Origin of the sequence: Roseomonas sp. KE2513, assembly GCF_016107305.1 — a bacterium.
GTDB lineage: Bacteria > Pseudomonadota > Alphaproteobacteria > Acetobacterales > Acetobacteraceae > Roseomonas.
This window is the reverse complement of record NZ_RCVR01000004.1, coordinates 32,277-53,437: the sequence shown is the minus strand read 5'-3', so window position 1 is coordinate 53,437 and position 21,161 is coordinate 32,277. Positions and strand designations below refer to the sequence as shown.

Genomic DNA, 21,161 nt, shown 5'->3' with positions numbered 1-21,161 from the left:
GCCTCAGACCTTCTTGGCCATGCGGGGATCGAGCCAGTCGCGCAGCCCGTCGCCGAGGAGGTTCACCGCGAGCACGGTGAGGGAGAGGAAGATTGCGGGAAAGAAGACGATATAGGGCTTCACCTGCCAGAGCGCCCTGCCCTCCGCCATGATGTTCCCCCAAGAGGGGATGATGGGCGGCGTGCCCGCGCCGATGAAGGAAAGGATGCTCTCCGCGATCATGGCGCTGGCGCAGATATAGGTGGCCTGCACAGTCAGCGGCGCGAGGGTATTCGGCAGGATGTGGCGGATGATGATCCGGGGCGTCGAGGTGCCCGAGGCCACCGCCGCGTCCACATAGGGCTGTTCCCGGAGCGAGAGCACCACGCCGCGCACGAGGCGGGAGACGCGCGGCACCTCGGCGATGGTGATGGCGAGGATCACGTTGCCCACGCTGCCGCGGGTGAGCGCCATCAGGGCGATCGCCAGCAGGATGGAGGGAATGGACATCAGCCCGTCCATGATCCGCATGATGATCGCGTCCGCCCACCGGACGAAGCCCGAGACGAGACCGATGGCGAGGCCGATCACCGAGGAGAAGAAGGCGACCGCGAAGCCGACGATCAGCGAGACGCGGGCGCCGTAGAGCACTCGGGAATAGACGTCCCGGCCGAGCATGTCCGTCCCGAACCAGTACATCGCGGAAGGCTCGCGCGTGCGACGGGCGGGGGCGAGGGCCGTGGGGTCCACCGTCCAGAGCAGGGGGGCGAGGATCGCCATCAGCAGGATGAGCAGCATCAGGCCGCCGCCAATGGCGATGGTCGGGTTGCGGCGAAGGAAGCCGAGGAAACCCCGACGCTGCTTCACCGGCGGCAGGATGTCGGGCATCGGCGCCGCGGCCGCGACGTCCTCCGGCCGAAGGGCGCCCTGAGGGATCATGCCCTGAGGGATCATGCCCTGGGGGATCGTGGAGGTGCTCAATAGCGGATCCTCGGATCGAACAGGGTGTAGAGAAGGTCGATGACCAGGTTCACCAGCACATAGGTGAAGGAGAAGAGCAGGATCACGCCCTGGATCACCGGGTAGTCGCGGCGGAGGATCGCGTCCACCGTGAGCCGGCCGAGGCCAGGGATGGCGAAGACACTCTCCGTCACCACAGCGCCGCCGATCAGCAGCGCGACGCCGATGCCGATCACGGTCACGATCGGCACCGCCGCGTTCTTGAGCGCGTGCAGGAAGAGGATGCCCGGCTGCGCGACCCCCTTGGCACGGGCTGTGCGGATATAATCCTGCTGCAGCACCTCGAGCATGGTCGCGCGCGTGATGCGGGCAATGAGGGCGATGTAGACGCCGCCCAGCGCGATGGCCGGCAAGATGAGGTTCTGGAACCAGGGCCAGGCGCCGCGGGAAAGCGGCGTATAGCCCTGCACCGGCAGCCAGTCGAGTTCGAGGGCGAAGACATAGGCAAGGAGATAGCCAACGACGAAAACCGGCACGGAGAAGCCGAGCACGGCGAAGCCCATCACCAGCCGGTCAATGATGGTGCCGTTCTTCCAGGCCGCGATGACGCCCATCGGCACCGCGATGCAGACCGCGAGGATGAGAGTGATGACCATGAGCGAGAGCGTCGGCTCGATCCGCTGCTGGATCATCGTGCTGACCGGCAGGTTGGTGAAGATCGAGGTGCCGAGGTCACCGCGCATGATGTTCCAGGCCCATTCCGCGAAGCGCACGAGATAGGGCCGGTCCAGGCCCAGGCTCGCGCGGATGCGCTCGACATCTGCCGGCGTCGCCTGGTCACCTGCGATCACCGCCGCTGGGTCGCCCGGAGAGATATAGAGAAGACTGAACACGAAGAGAGCCACCACCGCCATGACGGGGATGGTGGCGACAATCCGGCGGAGCGTGTAGGCGAGCATCCGGTCCCTTTCAGCTCTTGGAAACGCCCCAGAAGAAAGGCAGTGGCCCCTTTACCACGCCTGACACATTCCGCCTCCAGGCCTGGTAAGAGAGGAAGAAGCCGGTGGGCGCATAGAGGCCGAAGTCCATCGCCTCCTTGTTCAGGCGGTCCATGGCGATCTTCTCGGCGGGGGTGTCGGGGGCGGCGAACCACGCGTCTCGCGCGGCCTCCACGCTGTCGCTCTTCGGCCAGCCGAACCAGGCTGCGTCACCATTCGCGCGGATGGCGGTATAGGCGGCCGGATTGATGCAATCGGCCCCCGCGTGCCAGGTGTGGAAGATGTGCCACCCGCCCTGGGAGGGTGGTGTCTTGAGCGCGCGGCGGGAGCCGACCGTGCCCCAGTCCGTCGCGACGAAATCGACGTTCATGCCCATCTTCTTCAACAGGTCTGCCGAAACGTCGCCGAAAGCCTTGGTGATCGGCTGGTCCTGGGCGACGACGATGGTGATCGGCTCGCCCTTGTAGCCGGCCTCCGCCAGCATCCGCTTGGCGGCGTCGTAGTCGCGCTTGCCCTTGAGGATCTCGCCGCCGGCTTCGCTGTAGATCGGGGTGCCCGGGGTGAAGAAGCTCGGCAAGGTCTTCCAGAGGTTCCGGTCCTCCCCCACCAGGGCCTGCATGTAGTCCTCCTGGCTCATCGCCTGCAGCACGGCGCGGCGGGCGCGCACGTCGTTGAAGGGCGGATGAAGGTGGTTCATGCGGAAGGAGCCGACGTTGCCCAGCGGGTCCGCAATATCCACGACGATGTTGCGATTGCGCTTGAGCGTCGGCACGAGGTCTGTGATGGGATTCTCCCACCAGTCCACCTCTCCGTTCTGCAGCGCGGCGGAGGCGGTGGCCGGGTCGGGCATGATCACCCACTCAATCCGGTCGATCAGCGCGCGCTTGCCGCCCGCCAGCCAGGAGGCGGGCTCGTCGCGCGGCACGTAGTCGGCGAAGCGCTCGAAGACTGCCTTCGCGCCCGGCACCCACTCGTTCCGCACGAAGCGGTAGGGGCCGGAGCCCACATACTCACCGATCTGCTGGAAGGGGTCGGTCTTCGCGATCCGCTCGGGCATGACGAAGGAGCAGGGCGCGTTGTTCTTCGCCAGCGCCAGCAGCATCTTCGGATAGGGCGCCTTGAGGGACCAGCGGAAGGTCCGGTCGTCCACCGCCACCAACTCGTTCTGGATGGACAGGATCATCTGGCCCATCGGGTCGCGCACGGCCCAGCGCTTGAGGCTGGCCACCGCGTCCTTCGCCAGCACCGGCTCGCCATCGTGGAACTTCAGGCCAGAGCGGAGGCGGAAGGTCCAGGTGAGGCCATCGGACGAGGCCTCCTCGCTTTCGACCATCTGGCGCTGCGGCCGGATCTGCTCGTCCACGCCGTAGAGGGTGTCCCAGACGAGGGCGGCGGCATTGCGGACGACGTATTGGGAACCCCAGATGGGGTCGAAATTTGCGAGATTCGCCTGCGGCACGAAACGCAGCGTCCGGGCATTGGTACCCTGGGAGAGGGCCGGGGCCGACACGCCGGCAACACTTGGCAGCAGCGCGCCGAGCCCAGCCCCAGCCTTGAGTAACAGGCGACGATCCATCAGCGACATCCCTATCCGCGGCCGGCCTTCGCCGTGCCAGAAAGCCCCTTGTCGCGCAGCCTGCCGCAGAACGGCGGGTTGCGCCACCTTATCCCCCTTGGCCATGCACGGGCCATGCCAGGCTCATGCCTTGGCGATGTTCCAGAAGACGGTGGCAGGAGCCTTGAAGGCACCCGTCACATTGCGGCGCCAGACGCTCGGCTGCCAGTAGAAGCCCAGCGGGACGTAGGGGAGCACCTCCATCGCCCGCGCGTTCATGGCCGCGCCGAGGCGCTTGCTCTCGGCCTCGTCCGCCGCGTCTAGCCAGGCGGCGCGCAGTTCCTCGATCCGCTCGTCCTGCGGCCAGCCGAACCAGGCATTCGGCCCGTTCGCCCGCAGGAAGAGGTGGATCGTGGGCACGCCAAGGTCGCTGCCGGAGGAGGTGGTGTGCACCACGCTCCAGCCACCCCGCTCCACCGGCTCCCGGCTGGCCCGGCGCTGAATGACGGTGCCCCAGTCAGCCGAGACGACCTCCACGTTCAGCCCGATCCGCGTCATCAGGTCGGCGGTGACGAGCGAGAGGGCGTTGATCTGCGGGTAATCGCTGGGCGTGATGAGCACCACCTTCTCGCCGGCATAGCCGGAGGCGCGCAGCGCGGCCCGCGCCGCCTCGACGTTGCGGGTCCGCAGAATGGCGCTCCCCTCCTCGCTCGCGAGGCTGGTGCCGCAGGTGAAGACCCCCTCGCAGACGCCCCAGCCCCTCGGATCGTCGCCTGCGACGGCGCGGAGATAGTCCTCCTGGTTCACGGCCATGGCCACCGCGCGGCGCACGGCCAGGTTGTTGAAGGGCGCGTGCAGGTGGTTGAAGCGGAGCACGCCATAGGTGCCCTCCAGCAGCCGCTGCTCAATCACGAGGTCCCGCGAGCGCCGGAGCAGCGGCAGGAGGTCGTGCAGCGGGTATTCCCAATAGTCCTGCTCGCCATTCACCATCGCGGAGGCCGCGGTTGCGGGGTCGCTGATGACCGTCCACTCCACGCGATCGAGCCGCGGCACCCGCCCACCCGCGAGCCCGTCCGGCGCCTCCTGGCGCGGCACGTAGCCGTCGAACTTGGCCCAGACGGCGCGCTGGCCGGGGTTCCACTCGCCAGCCAAGAAGCGGAAGGGCCCGGAGCCGGTGGCATCGCGGATCTGCTGGAAAGGGTCCGTCGCCGCGATCCGCTCCGGCATGATGAAGCAGGGGTTCTGGCTCTTGCCCATGGCCAGCGCGAGGAAGGGAAAGGGCTTCTTCAGCCGGAAGCGGAAACGGCGGTCGTCCAACGCCGAGAGCTCGTCCACCTGCGCGTTGAGCGCCTGGCCGAAGGTGTCCCGCGCCATCCAGCGGCGGATGCTCGACACGCAATCCGCCGCGCGCACGGCCTCGTTGTCGTGGAAGCGAAGGCCGGGGCGGAGGGTGAAGGTCCATTCTCGATTGTCATCCCCGACGACCCAGCCCTCCGCCATCTGCGGCCGCGGCACGTTGTTCGCGTCCACCGCGGTGATCTGGTCATAGACGAGATAGGCGTGGTTGCGCGTAACCACGGCCGTCGTCCAAACTGGGTCCAGGCTGGTGAGGTTCGCCTGGGGCACGACGCGCAGTGTGCGCGCGCCCTGCCCTTGCGCGAGGGCGGGCCCGGCGAGCGGGAGCGCGGCGGCCGCCGCCACTCCCTTGAGGGTATCGCGGCGGCGGATCATCGGGCTGCCCTCCTCAGGCGCGCTTGAGGTTCCAGAAGATCGCGAAGCCCGGCACGCGGTCCCTGAGGTCGCGGCGGATTGCAGTCAGCGACTTGTAGGAACCCACGGGGATGTAGGGCAGCTCATCGAGGGCCACCCGCTGCATCTCGCGCGCGATGCGCTTCGACTCCTCGGCGTCGGGCGCGAGGAACCACTCGTCGCGCAATGTCTCCAGCCGCGGCATGTCCGGCCAGCCCGGCCAGGCGCTGGTGCCGTTCCCGCGCAGCGGGAAATGCGCGGAGGGGTCCACGAAGTCGAAAGAGGAGAAGGAGGTGAGGATCATGCTCCACCCGCCCCTCTCCAGCGGCTCGCGGCTCGTGCGGCGCTGCACGGTGGTTCCCCAGTCCGTCAGCACGATGTCCGCGTTGAAGCCGAGCCGGCGGACGAGGTCGGCGCAGACCTGCGTCATGGCGGCGGGGGCGAGGATGTCCGTGGGGCCGACGAGCCGCATGGGCTGATTCGTGTAGCCGGCTTCCCGCAGCAGCGCCTTCGCCCGGTCGAGGCTGCGCGGGCCGGTCAGCGCCTCCATGCCGACGTCGTTCGCCAGCGGCGTGCCCGGCGTGAAAACGCCCGCCGGCTCCCAGAGGCCGGGCTCCGTGCCGACGATCGCCTGCATGAAGTCCGCCTGGTCGATTGCCGGCAGCAGCGCCTGACGCATGCGCTTGTCGTTGAAGGGCGGGTGCAGATGATTGAAGCGAAGGATGCCAGTGAGCGGCAGCGGGTCGATCGCCTCCACCGCGAGGGAACGGTTGCGGCGGATGAGCGTCTGGAGTTCCGGTGGCGGCTGCTCGAACCAGTCGATCTCGCCGTTCTGCAGGGCGGCGGCGGCCGTGGAGGCATCGGTGATGATATGCCACTCGACCCGGTCGAAATGGACGGATTTCGGGCCCGCCGTCAGGCTCGGGGTGCCAACGGGGGTCGGGCTGTAGCTGGGGTTCCGCTCGTAGACCACGAGGCTGCCCGAGTTGAACTCGTCCGCCTTGAAGCGGAAGGGACCACTGCCGACGGTCTCGCGGATCTGCTGGAAGGCGTCGGTTCGGGCGATCCGTTCCGGCATGATGAAGGCCGGGCTGTTGCTGACCTGGGCTAGGGCGGAGAAGAGGAAAGGGAAGGATCGCTTCAGTCGGAATTCCAGCCGCCGGTCATCGAGGGCGGAGAGCCCATCCACGAATTCCGCGAGCTTCTGGCCGGAGGGAGAGCGCTTCATCCAGCGGTTGAGGCTGGCGACCGCATCCGCCGCCCGCACCGGCTCGCCATCATGGAAGCGCGGGCCCTGGCGGAGGGTAATGGTGACGCGGCGGCCGTCATCCTCGACCGTGTGGCCCTCGGCCAGCTGCGGCTGGGGCCGGAACCCGGCATCCATGCCGTAGAGATTGTCGTAGACCATGTACCCGTGGTTGCGGGTGATGTTCGCCGTGGTCCAGATCGGGTCCAGGCTCGTGAGGTTAGCCTGGGGCACCATCTTCAGCACACGCGCGCTGGCCGGCTGCGCCAGCGCGGGCATGGCCGGCGCCAGGACATTCGGTGCCAGGGCGGCCGTGCCGGCTTCCAACAGGTGGCGGCGACTGATCATGCGTGCCCTTTCATGCCGAGAGCCGCATGACAGCAGGGGCGGGGACGCCAAGGCAAGCGCCCCGCCACCCCGTTCAGCTCTTCTGGACACTCCAGAACATCGGGAAGCCCTTCGGCACGCCCGAGATGTTGCGGCGATAGGCGGTGGCCTGGAAGTACTGGCCGAGCGGCAGGTAGGGCACCTCGCGGAACGCCTCCGCCTGCACCTCGCGCGCCACCTTCTTCTGCGCGTCAAGGTCGGGCGCATCGAGCCAGGTGTTCCGCAGATCCTCCATCTTCGGCATGGTCGGCCAGCCGAACCAGGCGCTCTGGCCGGTGCCGCGCAGGGCCTGGCTGACGCCGGGATTGAAGATGTCGAGCCCGGCGAAGAAGGTGAAGAACATGCTCCAGCCGCCCCGCTCCGGCGCCTCGCGCGAGGCGCGGCGCTGCACGACGCTGCCCCAGTCAGTGGAGATGAACTCGACGTTCATGCCACACTTGGTGAGCATGTCGTTGCCGACCTGCGCAAGCGCGTTCAGCGAGGGGAAGTCGGAGGCGGCGATCAGCACCACCTTCTCCCCCTTGTAGCCGGCGGCGGCAAGATCGCGCTTCACCTTCTCATAGTCCCGCGGCGTGCTCAGCGCCTCGAGCCCGGCGTCGCTTGCCATGGGCGTGCCCGGCGGGAAGAAGCCAATGCCGTCCTTCCAGAGCGAGCGGTCAGTGCCGATTACCGCCGTCATATAGTCGCCCTGCACCACCGCCCCGAGCAGGGCGCGGCGGATCGCCGGGTTGTCGAAAGGCGGGTGCAGGTGGTTGAAGCGGGCCAGCGCGCAGAGCCCGGTCGGGTCTGGGATCTCCATCACCACGTTGCGGTTGCGGCGGAGGGTGGGCTGGAGGTCGGCCGTCGGTTGCTCCCACCAGTCCATCTCGCCGTTGGTCAGCGCGTTGGCCGCCGTGGAGGCGTCGGGGATGACCGTCCACTCCACGCGGTCGAGGTTCACGCGCTTGGGGCCGGCGGTCCAGCTCGGCGTGCCCTCGGCGCGCGGCACGTAGTCGGCGAACCGCTCATAGACCACCTTCGCGCCCGCAACGCGCTCGTTGGCCACGTAGCGGAAGGGGCCGCTCCCGATCATTTCGCGCACGGCGGTGTTCGGATCGGTCTGCGCGATGCGCTCCGGCATCATGAAGCACACGGGCGTGCTCGGCTTGCCCAGCGCCGAGAAGAGCAGCGGGAAGGGCTGCTTCAACCGGATCAGGATCGTCCGATCGTCCGGCGCCTCCATGGCGTCGGTGCGGGCGAGCAGCACCTGGCCGAGAGCGTCGCGCGCGGCCCAGCGGCGAATCGAGGCTACGCAGTCGCGCGCCCGTACCGGTTCGCCATCGTGGAACTTCATGCCCGGCCGGAGACGGATCGTGACCCGCCGGCCCTCGTCCTCGACCGTGTGGCCCTCGGCCATCTGCGGCTGCGGCTCGAAGTCCTCGTCAAAGCCGTAGAGCGTATCCCAGACGAGGTAGCCGTGGTGGCGCGTGACATAGGCCGTAGTGATGATCGGATCGAGCACGGTCAGGTCGGACTGCGGAATGAAACGCAGCACGCGCGAACCCGCCGCTTGGGCCAAAGCGGGACGGGAGAGGGCAAAGGGGGATGCGCCGGAAGGCGAGCCGCCGAGGGCTCCGCCCAGCGCCAGGCCGGCGGTGCCGGCAATGAATTGGCGACGATCCGTTGCCATCTGCAGCGTCGTTCCTTTCGCGGGTTTGGCGGGAGGGGAGCCCAGCCACGACCTGGGCGCAAGTCCCCTGCCCACCTCCTGGGGGTATTCTATGCTTCACGCAGGCGGCCGCAGCCGCTAGAGGCGGGCCAATGCAACTCGCCAGGCCCTGGGACCAGCTGCTGCACCCGTCCCACCACGCGCTCGCGACCGAGTTCATCCGCTTCGGCGTGGTGGGCACGGTCGGCTTCGTCGTGGACACGGCCGTGCTATACGCTGCCCTGGCGGCTGGCGCCGGGCTCTACTGGGGCCGGGTTCTCTCCTATGTCGCGGCAGCCACCGGCAATTGGGCACTCAACCGCGCCTGGACCTTCCGCTCGGCCGGGCGGGAAGGGGCGGGCCGGCAATGGGTCATGTTCCTGCTGGTGAACCTGGTGGGCTTCGCGGTGAACTACAGCACCTACGCGCTGCTGGTGGCGAACCTGCCCGTCGTCGCGGCCCATCCGATCCTCGGGGTCGCGGCCGGCTCCGTCGCGGGGCTGGCCGGCAATTTCCTGCTCTCCCGCCGCTTCGTGTTCCGCACGCCATGAGCGCGCCCCGCATCGCCGTCCTCGTTCCGTGCCATAACGAGGAAGTGGCCATCGGCGCCGTGGTCGCCGGCTTTCGCGCCGCCCTGCCGGGGGCGACCGTCTATGTTTACGACAACAACTCGACCGACCGTACCCTGGAGGCCGCCGCCGCCGCCGGGGCCGTGGTTCGGCGCGAGAGGCAGCAGGGCAAGGGCAACGTCGTCCGCCGGATGTTCGCGGATGTGGAGGCCGACGCCTATATCCTGGTGGACGGGGACGGCACTTACGAGCCCGCCGACGCCCCCGCCATGCTCGCCGCCCTTTTCGGGGAGGGGCTGGACATGGTCACGGGGGTGCGCGTGACCGAGGCGGTGGCCGCCTACCGCCGCGGCCACCGGTTGGGCAACCGCGTCCTGACCGGCGTTGTGCGCCACGTCTTCGGCAACCGGGTGACCGACATGCTGTCGGGTTACCGCTGCTTCTCCCGCCGCTTCGTGAAGTCCTTCCCCGCTCTTGCCCACGGCTTCGAGACGGAGACGGAATTCACCGTGCACGCGCTGGAGCTCCGGCTCCCAGTCGGCGAGCTTCAAACCTCCTATCGCGAGCGTCCGGCGGGATCCGCCTCGAAGCTGCGCACTTATTCCGACGGTTACCGAATCCTCCGGATGATCCTCGCCCTTGTGCAACGAGAGCGGCCGCGCTTCTTCTTCGGCGCTGCCTCGGTAGTGCTGGCGCTGCTCTCGCTCGGCCTCTTCCTGCCCGTCCTCGAGACCTTCCTGGAAACTGGCCTCGTGCCACGGATGCCGACCTTCGTGGCTTCCGCTTTCATCATGCTTCTGGCCATATTGTCGGCGGCTTGCGGGCTGATCCTCGACACAGTGACGCGGGGCAGGATCGAGGCGAAGCGGATCGCCTATCTGGCGCAGGAAAGTCCGTTACGGCATGAAACCGGTTCGTTTCGGAATCGTTCAGTTATCGCAAATTAAGGCTTTTGGCTCACACCTTCGTGTGCCGCCATGGTATCCGGGTGATGGCGGCGCCGAACCGCGCTCGCGGTAGAGCCGTTTACGGAGAGACGACACATGGCCCTTCCAGCCCCGCGGGCTGATGCACTGGCCCGTGCATTGGCGACTTGCCGCTCCCAATTCGTCACGGTCGGCATGTTCAGTCTCGTCGTGAACCTGCTGCAGCTCACCGTGTCGCTCTACATGATGCAGGTCTTCGACCGCGTGCTGGCCACCCGGAGCATCGACACACTGCTCTGGCTTACCCTGGTCGCCATCTCGGCAATCGGGCTCCTGGCCCTGCTGGAGGGCACGCGCTCCCAGATCATGCAGCGCATCGCGCTCTGGACCGAGAGCCGCGTCGCGCCCGAGGGCTTCGCCCGGGCGCTGGAGGCGACGCTCCGCAACCGGCCCTATCGGATGGAGGCGCTGCGCGACCTCGGCACCTGCCGGGCCTGGCTTTCGGGCCCGGGGGCGCTGACCCTCTACGACGTGCCCTGGGTGCCGATCTACCTGGGTGTGATCTTCGTGCTGAACCCGCTGCTCGGCTGGATCGCGACCGGCGGCGCCGCCATCCTCTTCGCGCTCGCCCTGGTAACGGAACTGGCCACCGCGGCGCCGCTACGGCAGGCGAACACCGCCGCCATGGTCTCCCAGCGCCGGGCCGACGCCATCGCCCGCAACGCCGAGGCGGCGGATGCCATGGGCATGGTCCCGGCCCTGCTCCGCCTCTGGCGGGAGGGGGTGGCCCAGTCGCTCCCCTTCCAGCAAGCAGCGGCAAACCGGGCGGCGCTGCTCTCCTCTTTCACCAAGTTCGTGCGCCTGGCAGTCCAGATTGCCATCCTCGGCGTCGGCGCCTGGCTGACGCTGCGCCAGCAGATGACCTCGGGCGCGGCCATCGCCGGTTCGATCATCATGGGCCGGGCCCTCGCGCCCGTGGAGCAGCTCATCGGCGGCTGGAAGGGCCTCGTGCAGGCCCGCCAGGCGGTCCGCCGGCTGCGCACCTTCCTCGCGATGCCCCGGCTGCGGCCGGAGGCAGAGCCCCTGCCCGCCCCGACCGGCCGCCTGACCGCCGAGCGCCTCACCTGGGCGCCGCCGGGCCAGGCGACCCCCTTCATCAAGGGCGTGACCTTCAGCCTCGAGCCCGGCGAGAGCCTCGGCATCATCGGCCCCTCGGGCTCCGGCAAGACCACGCTGCTGCGCCTGCTGGCCGGCACGCTGGCCCCGCTGGCCGGGCACTCCCGCCTGGATGGCGCCGACCTCGCCACCTGGCCGCGCGAGGATCTCGGCCGCCATATCGGCTACCTGCCCCAGGACGTGGAGCTGTTCGAGGGCACGGTGTTCCGCAACATCGCCCGCCTGCAGCCCGATGCCCCGCCAGAGGCGGTGCACCGCGCCGCCCGCCTCGCCGGCTGCCACGAGGCGATCCTTCGCCTGCCGCAGGGCTACGAGACGGAGATCGGCGAGACCGCCCTCTCCGGCGGCCAGCGACAGATGGTCGGGCTCGCCCGCGCGCTCTACGGCGATCCCCGCCTCGTCATCCTCGACGAGCCTGACAGCAGCCTCGACGGCGATGCCGAGGCGCGGCTGCTCGAGGGCCTCGCCGGCCTCAAGGCGATCGGTGCCACGGTCGTCCTCGTTAGCCACCGCCCATCCCTCGTGCAGGGCGTCGATAAGGTCCTCGTCATGCGGGACGGCGCGGCCGAGCTCTTCGGCCCGCGCGCCGAGGTGATGAGCCGCCTGGGCGTCCGCGCCGTGCCCAAGACGCGCACCCCCACCCGCCTTCCGGGAGAAGCCGCATGAGCCTCGCGACCATCGACCCGGCGGGCGTCCCCGCCACGATCCCCGCGCCCTATGCGGCCCCGCGGCCGCCGCTGGTGCTGGACATGCCGCGGCCGCAGACCCGCGGGCCCGTGGTGCTCGGGCTGCTGGCGCTGCTCGCCTTTGGCGGCGGGCTGACGGCCTTCTCGGTCCTCGTGCCGCTGAGCGAGGCGGCCATTGCCCCCGGCACGATCAAGGCCGAGGGCAGCCGCCGCAGCATCGCCCATCTGGAGGGCGGGATCGTGCGCGAGATCCTCGTCCACGACGGCGACACGGTGCGCGCCGGCCAGACGCTGCTGCGCCTGGACGACATCCAGGCGGCCACGAACCGCGAGGCGCTGCGCGCCCAGCGCTGGGCCCTGCTGGCCCAGGACAGCCGGATCGCGGCCGAGATCGCCGGCGCCGCGGCCGTCGCCTTCCCGCCCGAGCTGCTGCAGGCCAACGAGCAGCGCGCCCAGGAGGCAATGGACGGCCAGCGCATCCTCTTTGCCACCCGTCAGGCGAGCCTGCGCAGCCAGGTGCAGGTGCTGGAGCAGCGGATCCTGCAGTTCCAGTCCGCCGGCGTCTCGGCGGAGGCGCAGATCTCGAGCCAGCGGCGCCAGCTCGTCCTCCTTCAGCGGGAGGAGGCGGACGTGCAGAACCTCGTTCGCCAGGGCCTGGAACGCATCCCGCGCCTGCTCGGCCTACAGCGCCAGATCGCCTCAGGCGAGGGCGCGATCGCCGACCTCGTCTCGCAGCTCGACCGCTTCAAGGCCCAGGTCTCGGAAGCCCAGGCGCAGATCCGCCAGATCCTCGACCAGCGCCTGCAGGAGGTCTCGACCGATGGCCGCGACGTGCGGGCCCGCCTGAACGACGCCGAGGAGAAGCTGCGCGCGGCCGACGACGTCTCCTCCCGCCGGGAGATCGTCGCTCCCGAGGACGGGACGGTGCTGAACGCCAAGTTCTTCAACCCCGGCGCCGTGGTCCGCCCCGGCGAGCCGGTGATGGAGCTGGTGCCCGCCCGCGACCGGCTGGTCGCCGAAGTGAAGGTGGCGCCCACCGACATCGACATGGTCCATGGCGGCCTGCAGGCCGAGGTGCGCCTGCCCGCCTTCAAGCAGCGCCTCGTCCCCTTCCTGAACGGTGAGGTGACGGTGGTCGCGGGCGACGTAACCGTCGAGGACCGCACCATGCAGGAGTACTACAAGGTGCGCATCTCGATCGACGACGACCAGCTCGCCCGGCTGGACGGCGTGGTGCTCCGCGCGGGCATGCCGGTGGAGGCGCAGATCCAGGTCGGGCAGCGCTCCTTCCTGCGCTATATGATCCAGCCCGTTCTCGACAGCTTCCACCGCGCCTTCCGCGAGCAGTAGGACCACGATGGCCGAGCTACCGACCCTTTTCGCCGACGGCGTGCTGGAGGCCACGGTGCGCCACGGCGTGGCCCGCCTGAAGCTCGCCATCCAGGACGGCAATGGGAAGCCCTCCACCACGGGGCTGCTGGTCGTGCCGCTTGCCCAGCTGCCGGCCTTCGCGGGGTCGATCTCGCGGCTGCTGCGGGAGGTGGAGGCGAAGGCCCGCGACGTGCAGGCTGCCGAGCCGCCCGCCCCGGCGGCGGAGCCCGAGGCGCCGGCAGCCTTCCGGTTCGGGGGCTGATGGGCGCGAAGCTCGGCTGGGCGGGGCTCCTCCTCGCCCTGCTGGTGCCGCGCCTGCCTGCGGCACAGCCGGCCGCGGCCTGGGGGGCGGTGCAGGCGCCGGCACCCGGGCCGGTGCGGATCGTGGGCAGCACCGGGCTGGGCTGCATCCAGGGCGCCGAGGCCCTGCCGCCGGAGGGGCCCGGCTATCAGGCCGTGCGGCTTTCCCGGAACCGCAACTGGGGGCATCCGGCAACCATCCGCGCGGTGCAGACCCTCGCCGCGGGGGCGAGACGGTCGGGACTGCCGGATCTCTGGATCGGCGACATCGGTCAGCCCCGCGGAGGCCCCCTCACCTATGGCCATGCCAGTCATCAGGCGGGGCTCGACGTGGACGTTTGGCTGGATCTCTCGCCCAAGCCCCGCGTGCCCGCCGCCGCGCGGGAGAGCATCCCCGAGACGTCGCTCGTCCTGCCCGACCAGTCGACGGTGGACCCGCGGCTCTTCACCGAGGCGCATGCACAGCTTATCCGTATGGCTGCGGAACTGCCCGGGATCGACCGGGTGCTGGTGAACCACGGCATCAAGCGCAGCCTCTGTGCCGCCCATGGCGGCGCGCCCTGGCTGCGCTTGGTCCGACCGTGGCGCGGTCATGACAGCCACATGCATATCCGCCTGCGCTGCCCGCCGGGCTCGCCGGAATGCACGGACCTGCCGCCGCCGCCCGCCGGTGACGGCTGCGACGCAACCCTTGCCTGGTGGCTGACGCCCGAGGCATGGCAGCCCTTACGCGGGGGCGGCGGCGCCCCGCCGCGGATGCCAGCAGCCTGCTCCGGGATCCTCTCTGCACGTTGATCCGGGCGCGGAGACGTCTATCCCCAGGCGCGGAAAGCGTCGGCCACCCGCCGCATCCCCTCGGGCGCAACGAGGATGACGTCGAAGCGCATGCCGGCCGCGCCGTAGCCTGGGTTCTCCGCGAGCCATGCCTCCGCCGCAGCCATCAGCCGCCCCTGCTGCCGCGGGGAGACCGAGGCCGCCGCGTCCGCGAGTCTCGGCCGCGCCTTCACCTCGACAAAGGCGAGCAGCCCCTCCCGCTCGGCGATCAGGTCCAACTCGCCCAGGCCGGTGCGGACGCGCCGGGCCAGCACGGTCCAGCCGCGCGCCCGTAGTTCAGCGGCGGCCCGCTCCTCGGCGTCGAGGCCGAGGCGCTCCGCGGCGCGCTTAGCCGCCTCCTTGGCTTGAGGGTCCATGCTGCCAGGATAGAACGGAAGAACCCGGAGTCGGCCATGCGCCACGTCATCGCCGTCCTCCTGCTGCTGGCGGCGCCCGCCCTTGCCCAGGCGCCCGAGCCGGCGTCCGCACGGGCGCGCCACCGGATGGTCGCGGCGGCCCATCCGCTGGCCGCGCAGGCGGGGCTGGACGTGTTGCGCCGCGGCGGCGCGGCCGTGGACGCGGCGGTCGCCGTCCAGGCCGTACTCACCCTCGTGGAGCCGCAGTCGAGCGGGATCGGCGGCGGCGCGCTGCTGCTGAACTGGGACGCCGCGGCGCGCGCCACCACCGCCTTCGACGGCCGGGAGGCGGCACCGGCGGGGGCGCGGCCGGATCTCTTCCTCCGGCCGGACGGCTCTCCCCTTCCTTTCTATGACGCCGTCCTCTCGGGCCGCAGCGTGGGCGTGCCCGGCGCGGTCGCGATGCTCGAGATGGCGCATCGCCGACACGGGAAGCTGCCCTGGGCCGATCTCTGGGCACGCGCCATCACCCTGGCGGAGGAGGGTTTCCCCGTCTCCGAACGGCTGGCCGAGGCAGTGGCCGAGGATGCGCCGCGTCTGGCGCGGCATCCCTCCACCCGGGACTACTTCCTTCATGGCGGCGATCGCCCGCTGGAGGCGGGGGAGCGGCTGCGGAACCCGGCCCTGGCAGAGACCTTCCGGAATATCGCGCGCGACGGCTCGGCGGCGCTGCTGCGCGGCGCGACCGCCGGCGCCATCGCGGGCGCTGTCCGTGGCCATGGCGAGGGCGGGCTGATGACCGTGGACGACCTCGCGGCCTATGCGGCGAAGGAGCGCGAACCGGTTTGCTATCCCTACCGCACTTTCCGCATCTGCGGCTTCCCCCCGCCTTCCTCCGGGGGGATCGCGGTCGGCCAGATTCTCGGCGTGCTCGAGCACTTCGACCTGCCGCGCCTCGACCCGCGCGGGGCAGAGGCAGCGCATCTCATCGCCGAGGCCGGGCGGCTCGCCTTTGCCGACCGGGCGCAGTACCTCGCCGACGCGGACTTCGTGCCGGTCCCGTTGCGCGGCCTGCTCGACCCCGCCTACCTCACCTTCCGCGCGCAGATGGTCTCGCCGGACCGCGCCATCGCCGAGCCGCGCCCGGGCAATCCCCGCTGGCGCGAGGGCGCGCTGCACGCCCCCATGCCGGAGGCGGTGGAGCACGGCACCAGCCATGTTTCCATCGTGGACGCGGCGGGGAACGCGGTTTCCATGACGACGACAGTGGAGGACGCCTTCGGGGCGCGGCTCATGGTCGGCGGCTTCATCCTGAACAACGAGCTGACCGATTTCTCCTTCCGGCCGGACCTGGACGGGCGGCCCGTTGCCAACCGTGTGCAGCCGGGCAAGCGTCCTCGCTCCTCCATGTCGCCGAGCCTCGTCTTCGATGCCGAGGGGCGGCTCACAGCGGTGGTCGGCTCGCCCGGTGGCGGGCGGATCATCGGCTATGTCGCGCAGGCGCTTGTCGGCCTCCTCGACTGGAACCTGCCACCCCAGGAGGCCGTGTCCCTGCCGCATGTCGGCACGCTCGGCGGCGCGGTGGAGCTGGAGGAGGGAACGCCGGCGGCTGCCCTCGCCCCTGCTCTCGCCGCGCGCGGCCAACGGGTGGATGTGCGACCGATGCCCTCCGGCCTTCAAGCGATCCGCGTGACACCGCAGGGGCTGCTGGGCGGCGCCGACCCGCGGCGGGAAGGCATCGCGCTGGGAGACTAGGCCACCCCAACCAGCGCTGCCGTCGTGCGCTATCCGGCTGAAACGGAGACATGCCATGCGCCGCCCTGCCCTCGCCCTCCTCGCCGTCCTCGGCCTCGCCGGCCCCGCCCTCGCGGCCGACGATACCGCGCAGATCGGCTACGTGAACACGGCGCTGACAAATCTCGGGCTGACGCGTAGCCACCGAATCGTCATCGAGCGCTTCGACGACCCGGAGGTACGCAACGTCTCCTGCTATCTCAGCCAGGCGCGGACGGGCGGCATTTCCGGCATGGTGGGCGTGGCGGAGGACCCCGCGCGCTTCGCCATCTCCTGCACCGCGACCGGCCCGGTGGAGATCGCAGCCGGCGCCGCGCGGGGCGAGCGCGGCGAAATCGTGCACGAGAACTCCACGAGCCTCTTCTTCAAGGAGACGCGGGTGCACCGCTTCATCGACACCCAGCGCAACGCGGTGGTCTACATGGCCTGGTCCACGAAGCTGGTGGAGGGATCGCCCTTCAGCGCTGTTGCGGTGGTGCCGGTGGCCGTGACGCCCGTCGCGCCCAGCCTGGCGCGGTAGCCGGCCTCAGCGGAAGAGGCGGCGGGCAGCCAGGAGAAGGAGGCCGCCTGCCAGCGCCACGGCCGCGGAAACCCCGCAGACCGCGGCCAGCCCATCCTTGGCAAGATGCGCGGCAAGCGGCGGCGCGAGGCTCGCGCCGAGAAAGAGGGTGAAGGTGTAGACGGCGACAGCGAAGCCTCGCCGCGCGGGCGCGGATCGGCCCGAGACGGTCGCGATGATGCCTGTGACGCCGATTCCCACCCCGGACGGCGCCATTGTGCCGCCGAGGGCAATCGCCCAGCCCGATCCGAGAAGCACGAGCGCCATCCCGGCCGCGACGAGCAGGAAGCCGGTGATCGCCGTGCCCGGCGCCCCGATCCGCCGTGCGAGCGGCACCGCGAGGAAGCCCGCCGCCAGCCCCGGTACCAAGAGCACCCGGAGCGGCCCCGCGCCGAGCGGGATCGCGGGGCCTAGGACCTGCACCCCCGCCTGGAAGGCGACGAACGCGAACATGAGCATCGGCGCGGCGACCCAGCAGGCGACGATGATCGGATCCCGCGCAGGGGAGGGTGCGCGCCCGCCGGTAACCGCTGCCTGGGGCCGGAGTGCCGCGCGGCCGAGCGTGAGGGCCAGCAGCGCCGCGGCGAGGAGCATCAGCGGCGCCGTCCATAGGAAGATCGGGGGCAACCCGTACCCCGCGACTCCCGCCACCGCGAGCTGGGCGATGGGCGCCGAGCCGAGGAAGGAGAAAGCCATGGCTGCGATGCCCAGCGGACGCCGGTCCTCCGGCAGGGTCTCCATGACGAGCGAGACGGCGGCGGGCGGAAGGGTGGCGGCAGCGATCCCCTGCAGCGCACGGGCGGCGAGCAGGGCCGTGAAGCTACCAACCGTGCCCGCCAGCACCGTCGCAGCCGAGAGCAGCACGAGGCCCGCGAGGATCACCCTTCCCCGCCCCAGGCGGTCGGACAGAGGTCCGCAAACGAGGAAGCTGAAGGCATAGGCCACGCCGAAGGCGCTGCCGGCGAGGGCCGCCGTCGGCGCGTCCAGCCCGTAATGCGCCTCGATCCAGGGCGTGAGCGGAATGGTGATGTAGAGCTGCCCCACGACGAGCAACCCACAAGCCATCATAACGGCAATGAAGGCAGCCTGCCGGGCGGGGGATGCGGCGGGCGCGCTCAGGCCGCAGCCCGTCCCTCGAACCCGTCCCGTCCCTCCTCTACGGCGTGGCAGGCGACCAGCGTCTCGGGGGTGCCGCGCGCCGCGATCAGGGCGGGGCGCTCGGCTCGGCAGCGGCCGTTGGCGAGCGGGCAGCGCGGGTTGAAGGTGCAGCCCGATGGCGGGTCGATGGGGCTGGGCACCTCGCCCGCCACGGGCTGGCGCTCACGCCCGGCCATGTCGAGGTCCGGGATCGCCTCCATCAGGGCGCGGGTATAGGGGTGCCGCGGAACGGTGAAGAGGGTCTCGGCCGGCGCCGCCTCGACAATGCGGCCAAGATACATCACCCCGACCCGGTCGCTGACCTGCCGCACCACCGCAAGGTTGTGGCTAATAAAGAGGTAGGTGAGACCCAGATCCCGCTGCAGCCCCTTCATCAGGTTCAGGATCTGCGCCTGGACGGAGACGTCGAGCGCCGAGGTCGGCTCGTCGCAGACGAGGAAGTCGGGGTTGGAGGAGAGCGCGCGAGCGATCGAGATGCGTTGGCGCTGCCCGCCCGAAAACTCATGGGGGTAACGTCCACCATCGGCGGGCGACAGGCCCACCTGCCGCAGCAGGGCCCCCGCCTTCTCCCGCAGCGCCGCGGCGCCCTCCGCGATGCCGAAGGCGCGCAGCGGCTCGGCCACGATGTCGGAGACGCGCCAGCGCGGGTTGAGGCTGGCATAGGGGTCCTGGAAGATCATCCCCATGCGCCGGCGCTGGGCCACGGATTTCCGCGCCTCCGCCAGCTCCTGCCCCTCAAAGAGGGCCGCGCCGCCGCTCGGCGGGTAGAGACCGACCGCGAGGCGCGCGACCGTGGACTTGCCGCAGCCGCTCTCTCCCACGAGGGAGAAGGTGGTGCCGCGCGGAATGGCGAAGGAGACGCCGTCCACCGCCCGCAGCGTCCGCCGCCCCTCGCGCGAGAGGAGGCGCTGGAGCGCGGGCTTGGAGACGTCGAAGTGGCGGCTGAGGTCGCGCGCCTCGAAGATCGGCACTTCCAATGCCTTAGCCTCAGACATGGGCGCGCTCCCGCGGGGCGTGGCTGTCAAAGAGCCAGCAGGCGGCGCGGGTCTCCACCGCCGGCAGGAGCTCCGGCCGCTCCACCCGGCAGCGATCGAAGACATGGGGGCAACGCGGGTTGTACGCGCAGCCCTGGGGAATGGCGTTCAGGCGCGGCATGGCGCCGTCGATTTGCGGCAGCCGGTCCACGCGGTGCGAGAGCGGCGGGATGGATGCCATGAGACCCGCCGAATAGGGGTGGGCGGCGGCCTTAACCACCGACTTCACCGGGCCGATCTCGGCGACTCGGCCGGCATACATCACCGCCACGCGGTCTGCCGTCTCGGCGATCACGCCCATGTCGTGGGTAATGAGCATGACGGAGGTGCCCTTTTCGCGCGTCAGCCGCCGGAGCAGGGCGATGACCTGCGCCTGCACGGAGACATCGAGGGCCGTGGTCGGCTCGTCCGCCACCACCAGCTCCGGCTCGGCGCAGAGGGCGAGGGCAATGACCACGCGCTGGCGCATCCCGCCCGAGAACTGGTGTGGATAGGCCATGACCCGGTCCGCGGCGGCGGGGATGCCCACCGCCTCCAGCCAACCGACCGCGCGACGCCGGGCATCGGCCGCGTCGATGTCGAGATGCGTGCGCATCGTCTCCGTCAGCTGGTCGCCCACGGTGTAGAGGGGGTTCAGGGTGGTCAGCGGGTCCTGGAAGATCGCGCCGATCCGCTTTCCCCGGATGCGCTGCATCTGCCGGCGGGAGAGGTTGTCGATCCGCTGGCCGCCGAGGGTGATGCTGCCGCCCGCGATCCGCCCCGGGGGTTCGAGCAGGCCGATGATCGCAGCGCCCGTCATCGACTTACCGGCACCGGACTCGCCGACCATTCCGAGCACCTCGCCCGGCGCGATGTCGAGGGAGACCTTGTCGAGCGCGCGCAGCGTTCCGCGACGGCCGGGGAACTCGACGACGAGGTCGCGGACCTCAAGCAGGGGGGCGGCCATCAGCGCAGCCTCGGGTTCAGCGCGTCGCGCAGCCAGTCGCCCAGCAGGTTCACGGAGAGCACCATCGCGATCAGCGCGACGCCCGGGAAGACGGTGATCCACCACTCGCCGCTGAAGAGAAAGTCGTTGCCGACACGGATGAGCGTGCCGAGGCTCGGCTGCGTCTGAGGCAGGCCGACGCCGAGGAAGGAGAGCGTCGCCTCCGAGATAATGGCAAGGCCGAGATTCAGCGTCGCCAGCACCAGCAGCGGACCGAGCACGTTGGGCAGCACATGGGTCAGCATGATGCGCGCCGGCCCGATGCCGATGACGCGGGCGGCGAGGACATATTCCTTGTTCCTCTCCACCATGGCCGAGCCGCGGACGGTGCGGGCGAAGCGCGGCCAGTCGGAGATGCCGATGGCGAAGATGACGACATAGACGGCGATTTGGTCATGCAGGTCACGCGGCAGGGCGGCGCGGGCGACCCCGTCCACCAACAGCGCGATGAGGATGTTCGGGAAGGTGAGCTGCACGTCGGCGATCCGCATCAGCACGGCGTCGATCGTGCCACCGGCATAGCCCGCTAGCAGCCCGAGCAGCACGCCGAGCAGGAGCGAGAAGGCAGTCGCCGAGACCCCGACGAAGAGCGACATGCGCGCGCCGTACATGATGGCCGAGAGCACATCCCGCCCCTGGTCATCGGTCCCGATGGGATGGGCGAGCGACCCCTCCGGCATGAAGGCCGGGGGGTTGAAGGCGTCCATCAGGTCGAGGCTGGCGAGGTCGAAGGGGTTATAGGGCGCGAGCACCGGCGCCGCGACGGCCCCCACGATGCAGATCAGCGCGACGATGGCCGAGAGGACGGCGGTGGGCGACCGCCGGAAAGAGTAGGCGAGGTCGCTGTCCCAGGCGCGGGCGATGGCGCTCATC

19 protein-coding genes are annotated in these 21,161 nt (G+C 70.3%); 8 read left to right on the top strand and 11 right to left on the bottom strand.

Translation table 11 applies throughout. The features are described 5' to 3' along the window. Positions 1-3: 3 nt before the first annotated feature. From D9599_RS05380 to D9599_RS05355, 6 genes are all read right to left on the bottom strand, one after another. Positions 4-867 carry an ABC transporter permease gene (locus D9599_RS05380; RefSeq protein ID WP_375373040.1) on the bottom strand — a complete coding sequence of 288 codons (864 nt, stop codon included), beginning with the start codon at positions 865-867 and terminating at the stop codon, positions 4-6. Positions 868-956: 89 nt separating this feature from the next. Then, on the bottom strand, positions 957-1,898 hold the full coding sequence (locus tag D9599_RS05375) for an ABC transporter permease (protein WP_198380208.1): 942 nt from the start codon (positions 1,896-1,898) through the stop codon (positions 957-959). Positions 1,899-1,908: 10 nt separating this feature from the next. Continuing rightward, positions 1,909-3,513 (bottom strand): ABC transporter substrate-binding protein, encoded by a 1,605-nt coding sequence (locus tag D9599_RS05370; protein WP_198380207.1) that lies wholly within the window; start codon positions 3,511-3,513, stop codon positions 1,909-1,911. Between the two features lie 123 nt (positions 3,514-3,636). After that, positions 3,637-5,223 (bottom strand): ABC transporter substrate-binding protein, encoded by a 1,587-nt coding sequence (locus D9599_RS05365; protein ID WP_198380206.1) that lies wholly within the window; start codon positions 5,221-5,223, stop codon positions 3,637-3,639. Positions 5,224-5,236: 13 nt separating this feature from the next. Beyond that, complete coding sequence (locus D9599_RS05360; RefSeq protein ID WP_375373039.1) at positions 5,237-6,832, bottom strand: ABC transporter substrate-binding protein; 1,596 nt, start codon at positions 6,830-6,832, stop codon at positions 5,237-5,239. 76 nt (positions 6,833-6,908) lie between these two features. Beyond that, a complete protein-coding gene (locus tag D9599_RS05355; RefSeq protein ID WP_198380204.1) occupies positions 6,909-8,543 on the bottom strand; it encodes an ABC transporter substrate-binding protein in 1,635 nt (544 codons plus the stop codon). A gap of 131 nt (positions 8,544-8,674) precedes the next feature. Between D9599_RS05355 and D9599_RS05350 the strand changes: the two genes are divergently transcribed. The 6 genes from D9599_RS05350 (at position 8,675) to mepA (ending at position 14,384) form a co-directional block, all read left to right on the top strand. Beyond that, positions 8,675-9,112 carry a GtrA family protein gene (locus D9599_RS05350; protein ID WP_198380203.1) on the top strand — a complete coding sequence of 146 codons (438 nt, stop codon included), beginning with the start codon at positions 8,675-8,677 and terminating at the stop codon, positions 9,110-9,112. Beyond that, positions 9,109-10,077, top strand: a complete 969-nt coding sequence (locus D9599_RS05345) for a glycosyltransferase (protein WP_198380202.1) — start codon at positions 9,109-9,111, stop codon at positions 10,075-10,077. Before D9599_RS05350 ends, D9599_RS05345 begins: the two co-directional genes overlap by 4 nt. Positions 10,078-10,173: 96 nt before the next feature. Continuing rightward, positions 10,174-11,898: a type I secretion system permease/ATPase gene (locus D9599_RS05340; RefSeq protein ID WP_198380201.1), complete on the top strand. Its 1,725-nt coding sequence runs from the start codon at positions 10,174-10,176 to the stop codon at positions 11,896-11,898. Beyond that, on the top strand, positions 11,895-13,268 hold the full coding sequence (locus D9599_RS05335; RefSeq protein ID WP_198380200.1) for an HlyD family type I secretion periplasmic adaptor subunit: 1,374 nt from the start codon (positions 11,895-11,897) through the stop codon (positions 13,266-13,268). The genes D9599_RS05340 and D9599_RS05335 overlap by 4 nt, the downstream gene beginning before the upstream one ends. A gap of 7 nt (positions 13,269-13,275) precedes the next feature. After that, the gene (locus D9599_RS05330) at positions 13,276-13,551 is read left to right on the top strand and encodes a hypothetical protein (RefSeq protein ID WP_198380199.1); all 276 of its coding nucleotides are present in this window, start codon (positions 13,276-13,278) and stop codon (positions 13,549-13,551) included. Further along, positions 13,551-14,384, top strand: coding sequence for a penicillin-insensitive murein endopeptidase (gene mepA / locus D9599_RS05325; RefSeq protein WP_198380198.1), 834 nt, complete (start codon positions 13,551-13,553; stop codon positions 14,382-14,384). Before D9599_RS05330 ends, mepA begins: the two co-directional genes overlap by 1 nt. Positions 14,385-14,401: 17 nt before the next feature. On the opposite strand, the gene D9599_RS05320 is transcribed toward mepA, so the two are convergent. Continuing rightward, complete coding sequence (locus tag D9599_RS05320) at positions 14,402-14,779, bottom strand: YraN family protein (RefSeq protein ID WP_198380197.1); 378 nt, start codon at positions 14,777-14,779, stop codon at positions 14,402-14,404. Positions 14,780-14,815: 36 nt separating this feature from the next. Here D9599_RS05320 and ggt point away from each other — a divergent pair, with 36 nt between their 5' ends. Together ggt and D9599_RS05310 are read left to right on the top strand one after the other, a co-directional pair. After that, positions 14,816-16,513, top strand: a complete 1,698-nt coding sequence (gene ggt, locus D9599_RS05315) for a gamma-glutamyltransferase (RefSeq protein WP_198380196.1) — start codon at positions 14,816-14,818, stop codon at positions 16,511-16,513. Positions 16,514-16,568: 55 nt separating this feature from the next. Then, positions 16,569-17,072, top strand: coding sequence for a CreA family protein (locus D9599_RS05310; RefSeq protein WP_198380195.1), 504 nt, complete (start codon positions 16,569-16,571; stop codon positions 17,070-17,072). Between the two features lie 6 nt (positions 17,073-17,078). Here D9599_RS05310 and D9599_RS05305 read toward each other — a convergent pair whose 3' ends face one another. From D9599_RS05305 to D9599_RS05290, 4 genes are all read right to left on the bottom strand, one after another. Continuing rightward, positions 17,079-18,164 carry an MFS transporter gene (locus tag D9599_RS05305; RefSeq protein WP_198380194.1) on the bottom strand — a complete coding sequence of 362 codons (1,086 nt, stop codon included), beginning with the start codon at positions 18,162-18,164 and terminating at the stop codon, positions 17,079-17,081. Positions 18,165-18,226: 62 nt separating this feature from the next. Next, positions 18,227-19,264, bottom strand: coding sequence for an ABC transporter ATP-binding protein (locus D9599_RS05300; RefSeq protein WP_198380193.1), 1,038 nt, complete (start codon positions 19,262-19,264; stop codon positions 18,227-18,229). Next, positions 19,257-20,249: an ABC transporter ATP-binding protein gene (locus tag D9599_RS05295; RefSeq protein WP_198380192.1), complete on the bottom strand. Its 993-nt coding sequence runs from the start codon at positions 20,247-20,249 to the stop codon at positions 19,257-19,259. The genes D9599_RS05300 and D9599_RS05295 overlap by 8 nt, the downstream gene beginning before the upstream one ends. Beyond that, the gene (locus tag D9599_RS05290) at positions 20,249-21,160 is read right to left on the bottom strand and encodes an ABC transporter permease (protein ID WP_198380191.1); all 912 of its coding nucleotides are present in this window, start codon (positions 21,158-21,160) and stop codon (positions 20,249-20,251) included. The genes D9599_RS05295 and D9599_RS05290 overlap by 1 nt, the downstream gene beginning before the upstream one ends. Between the last annotated feature and the right edge of the window lies 1 nt (position 21,161).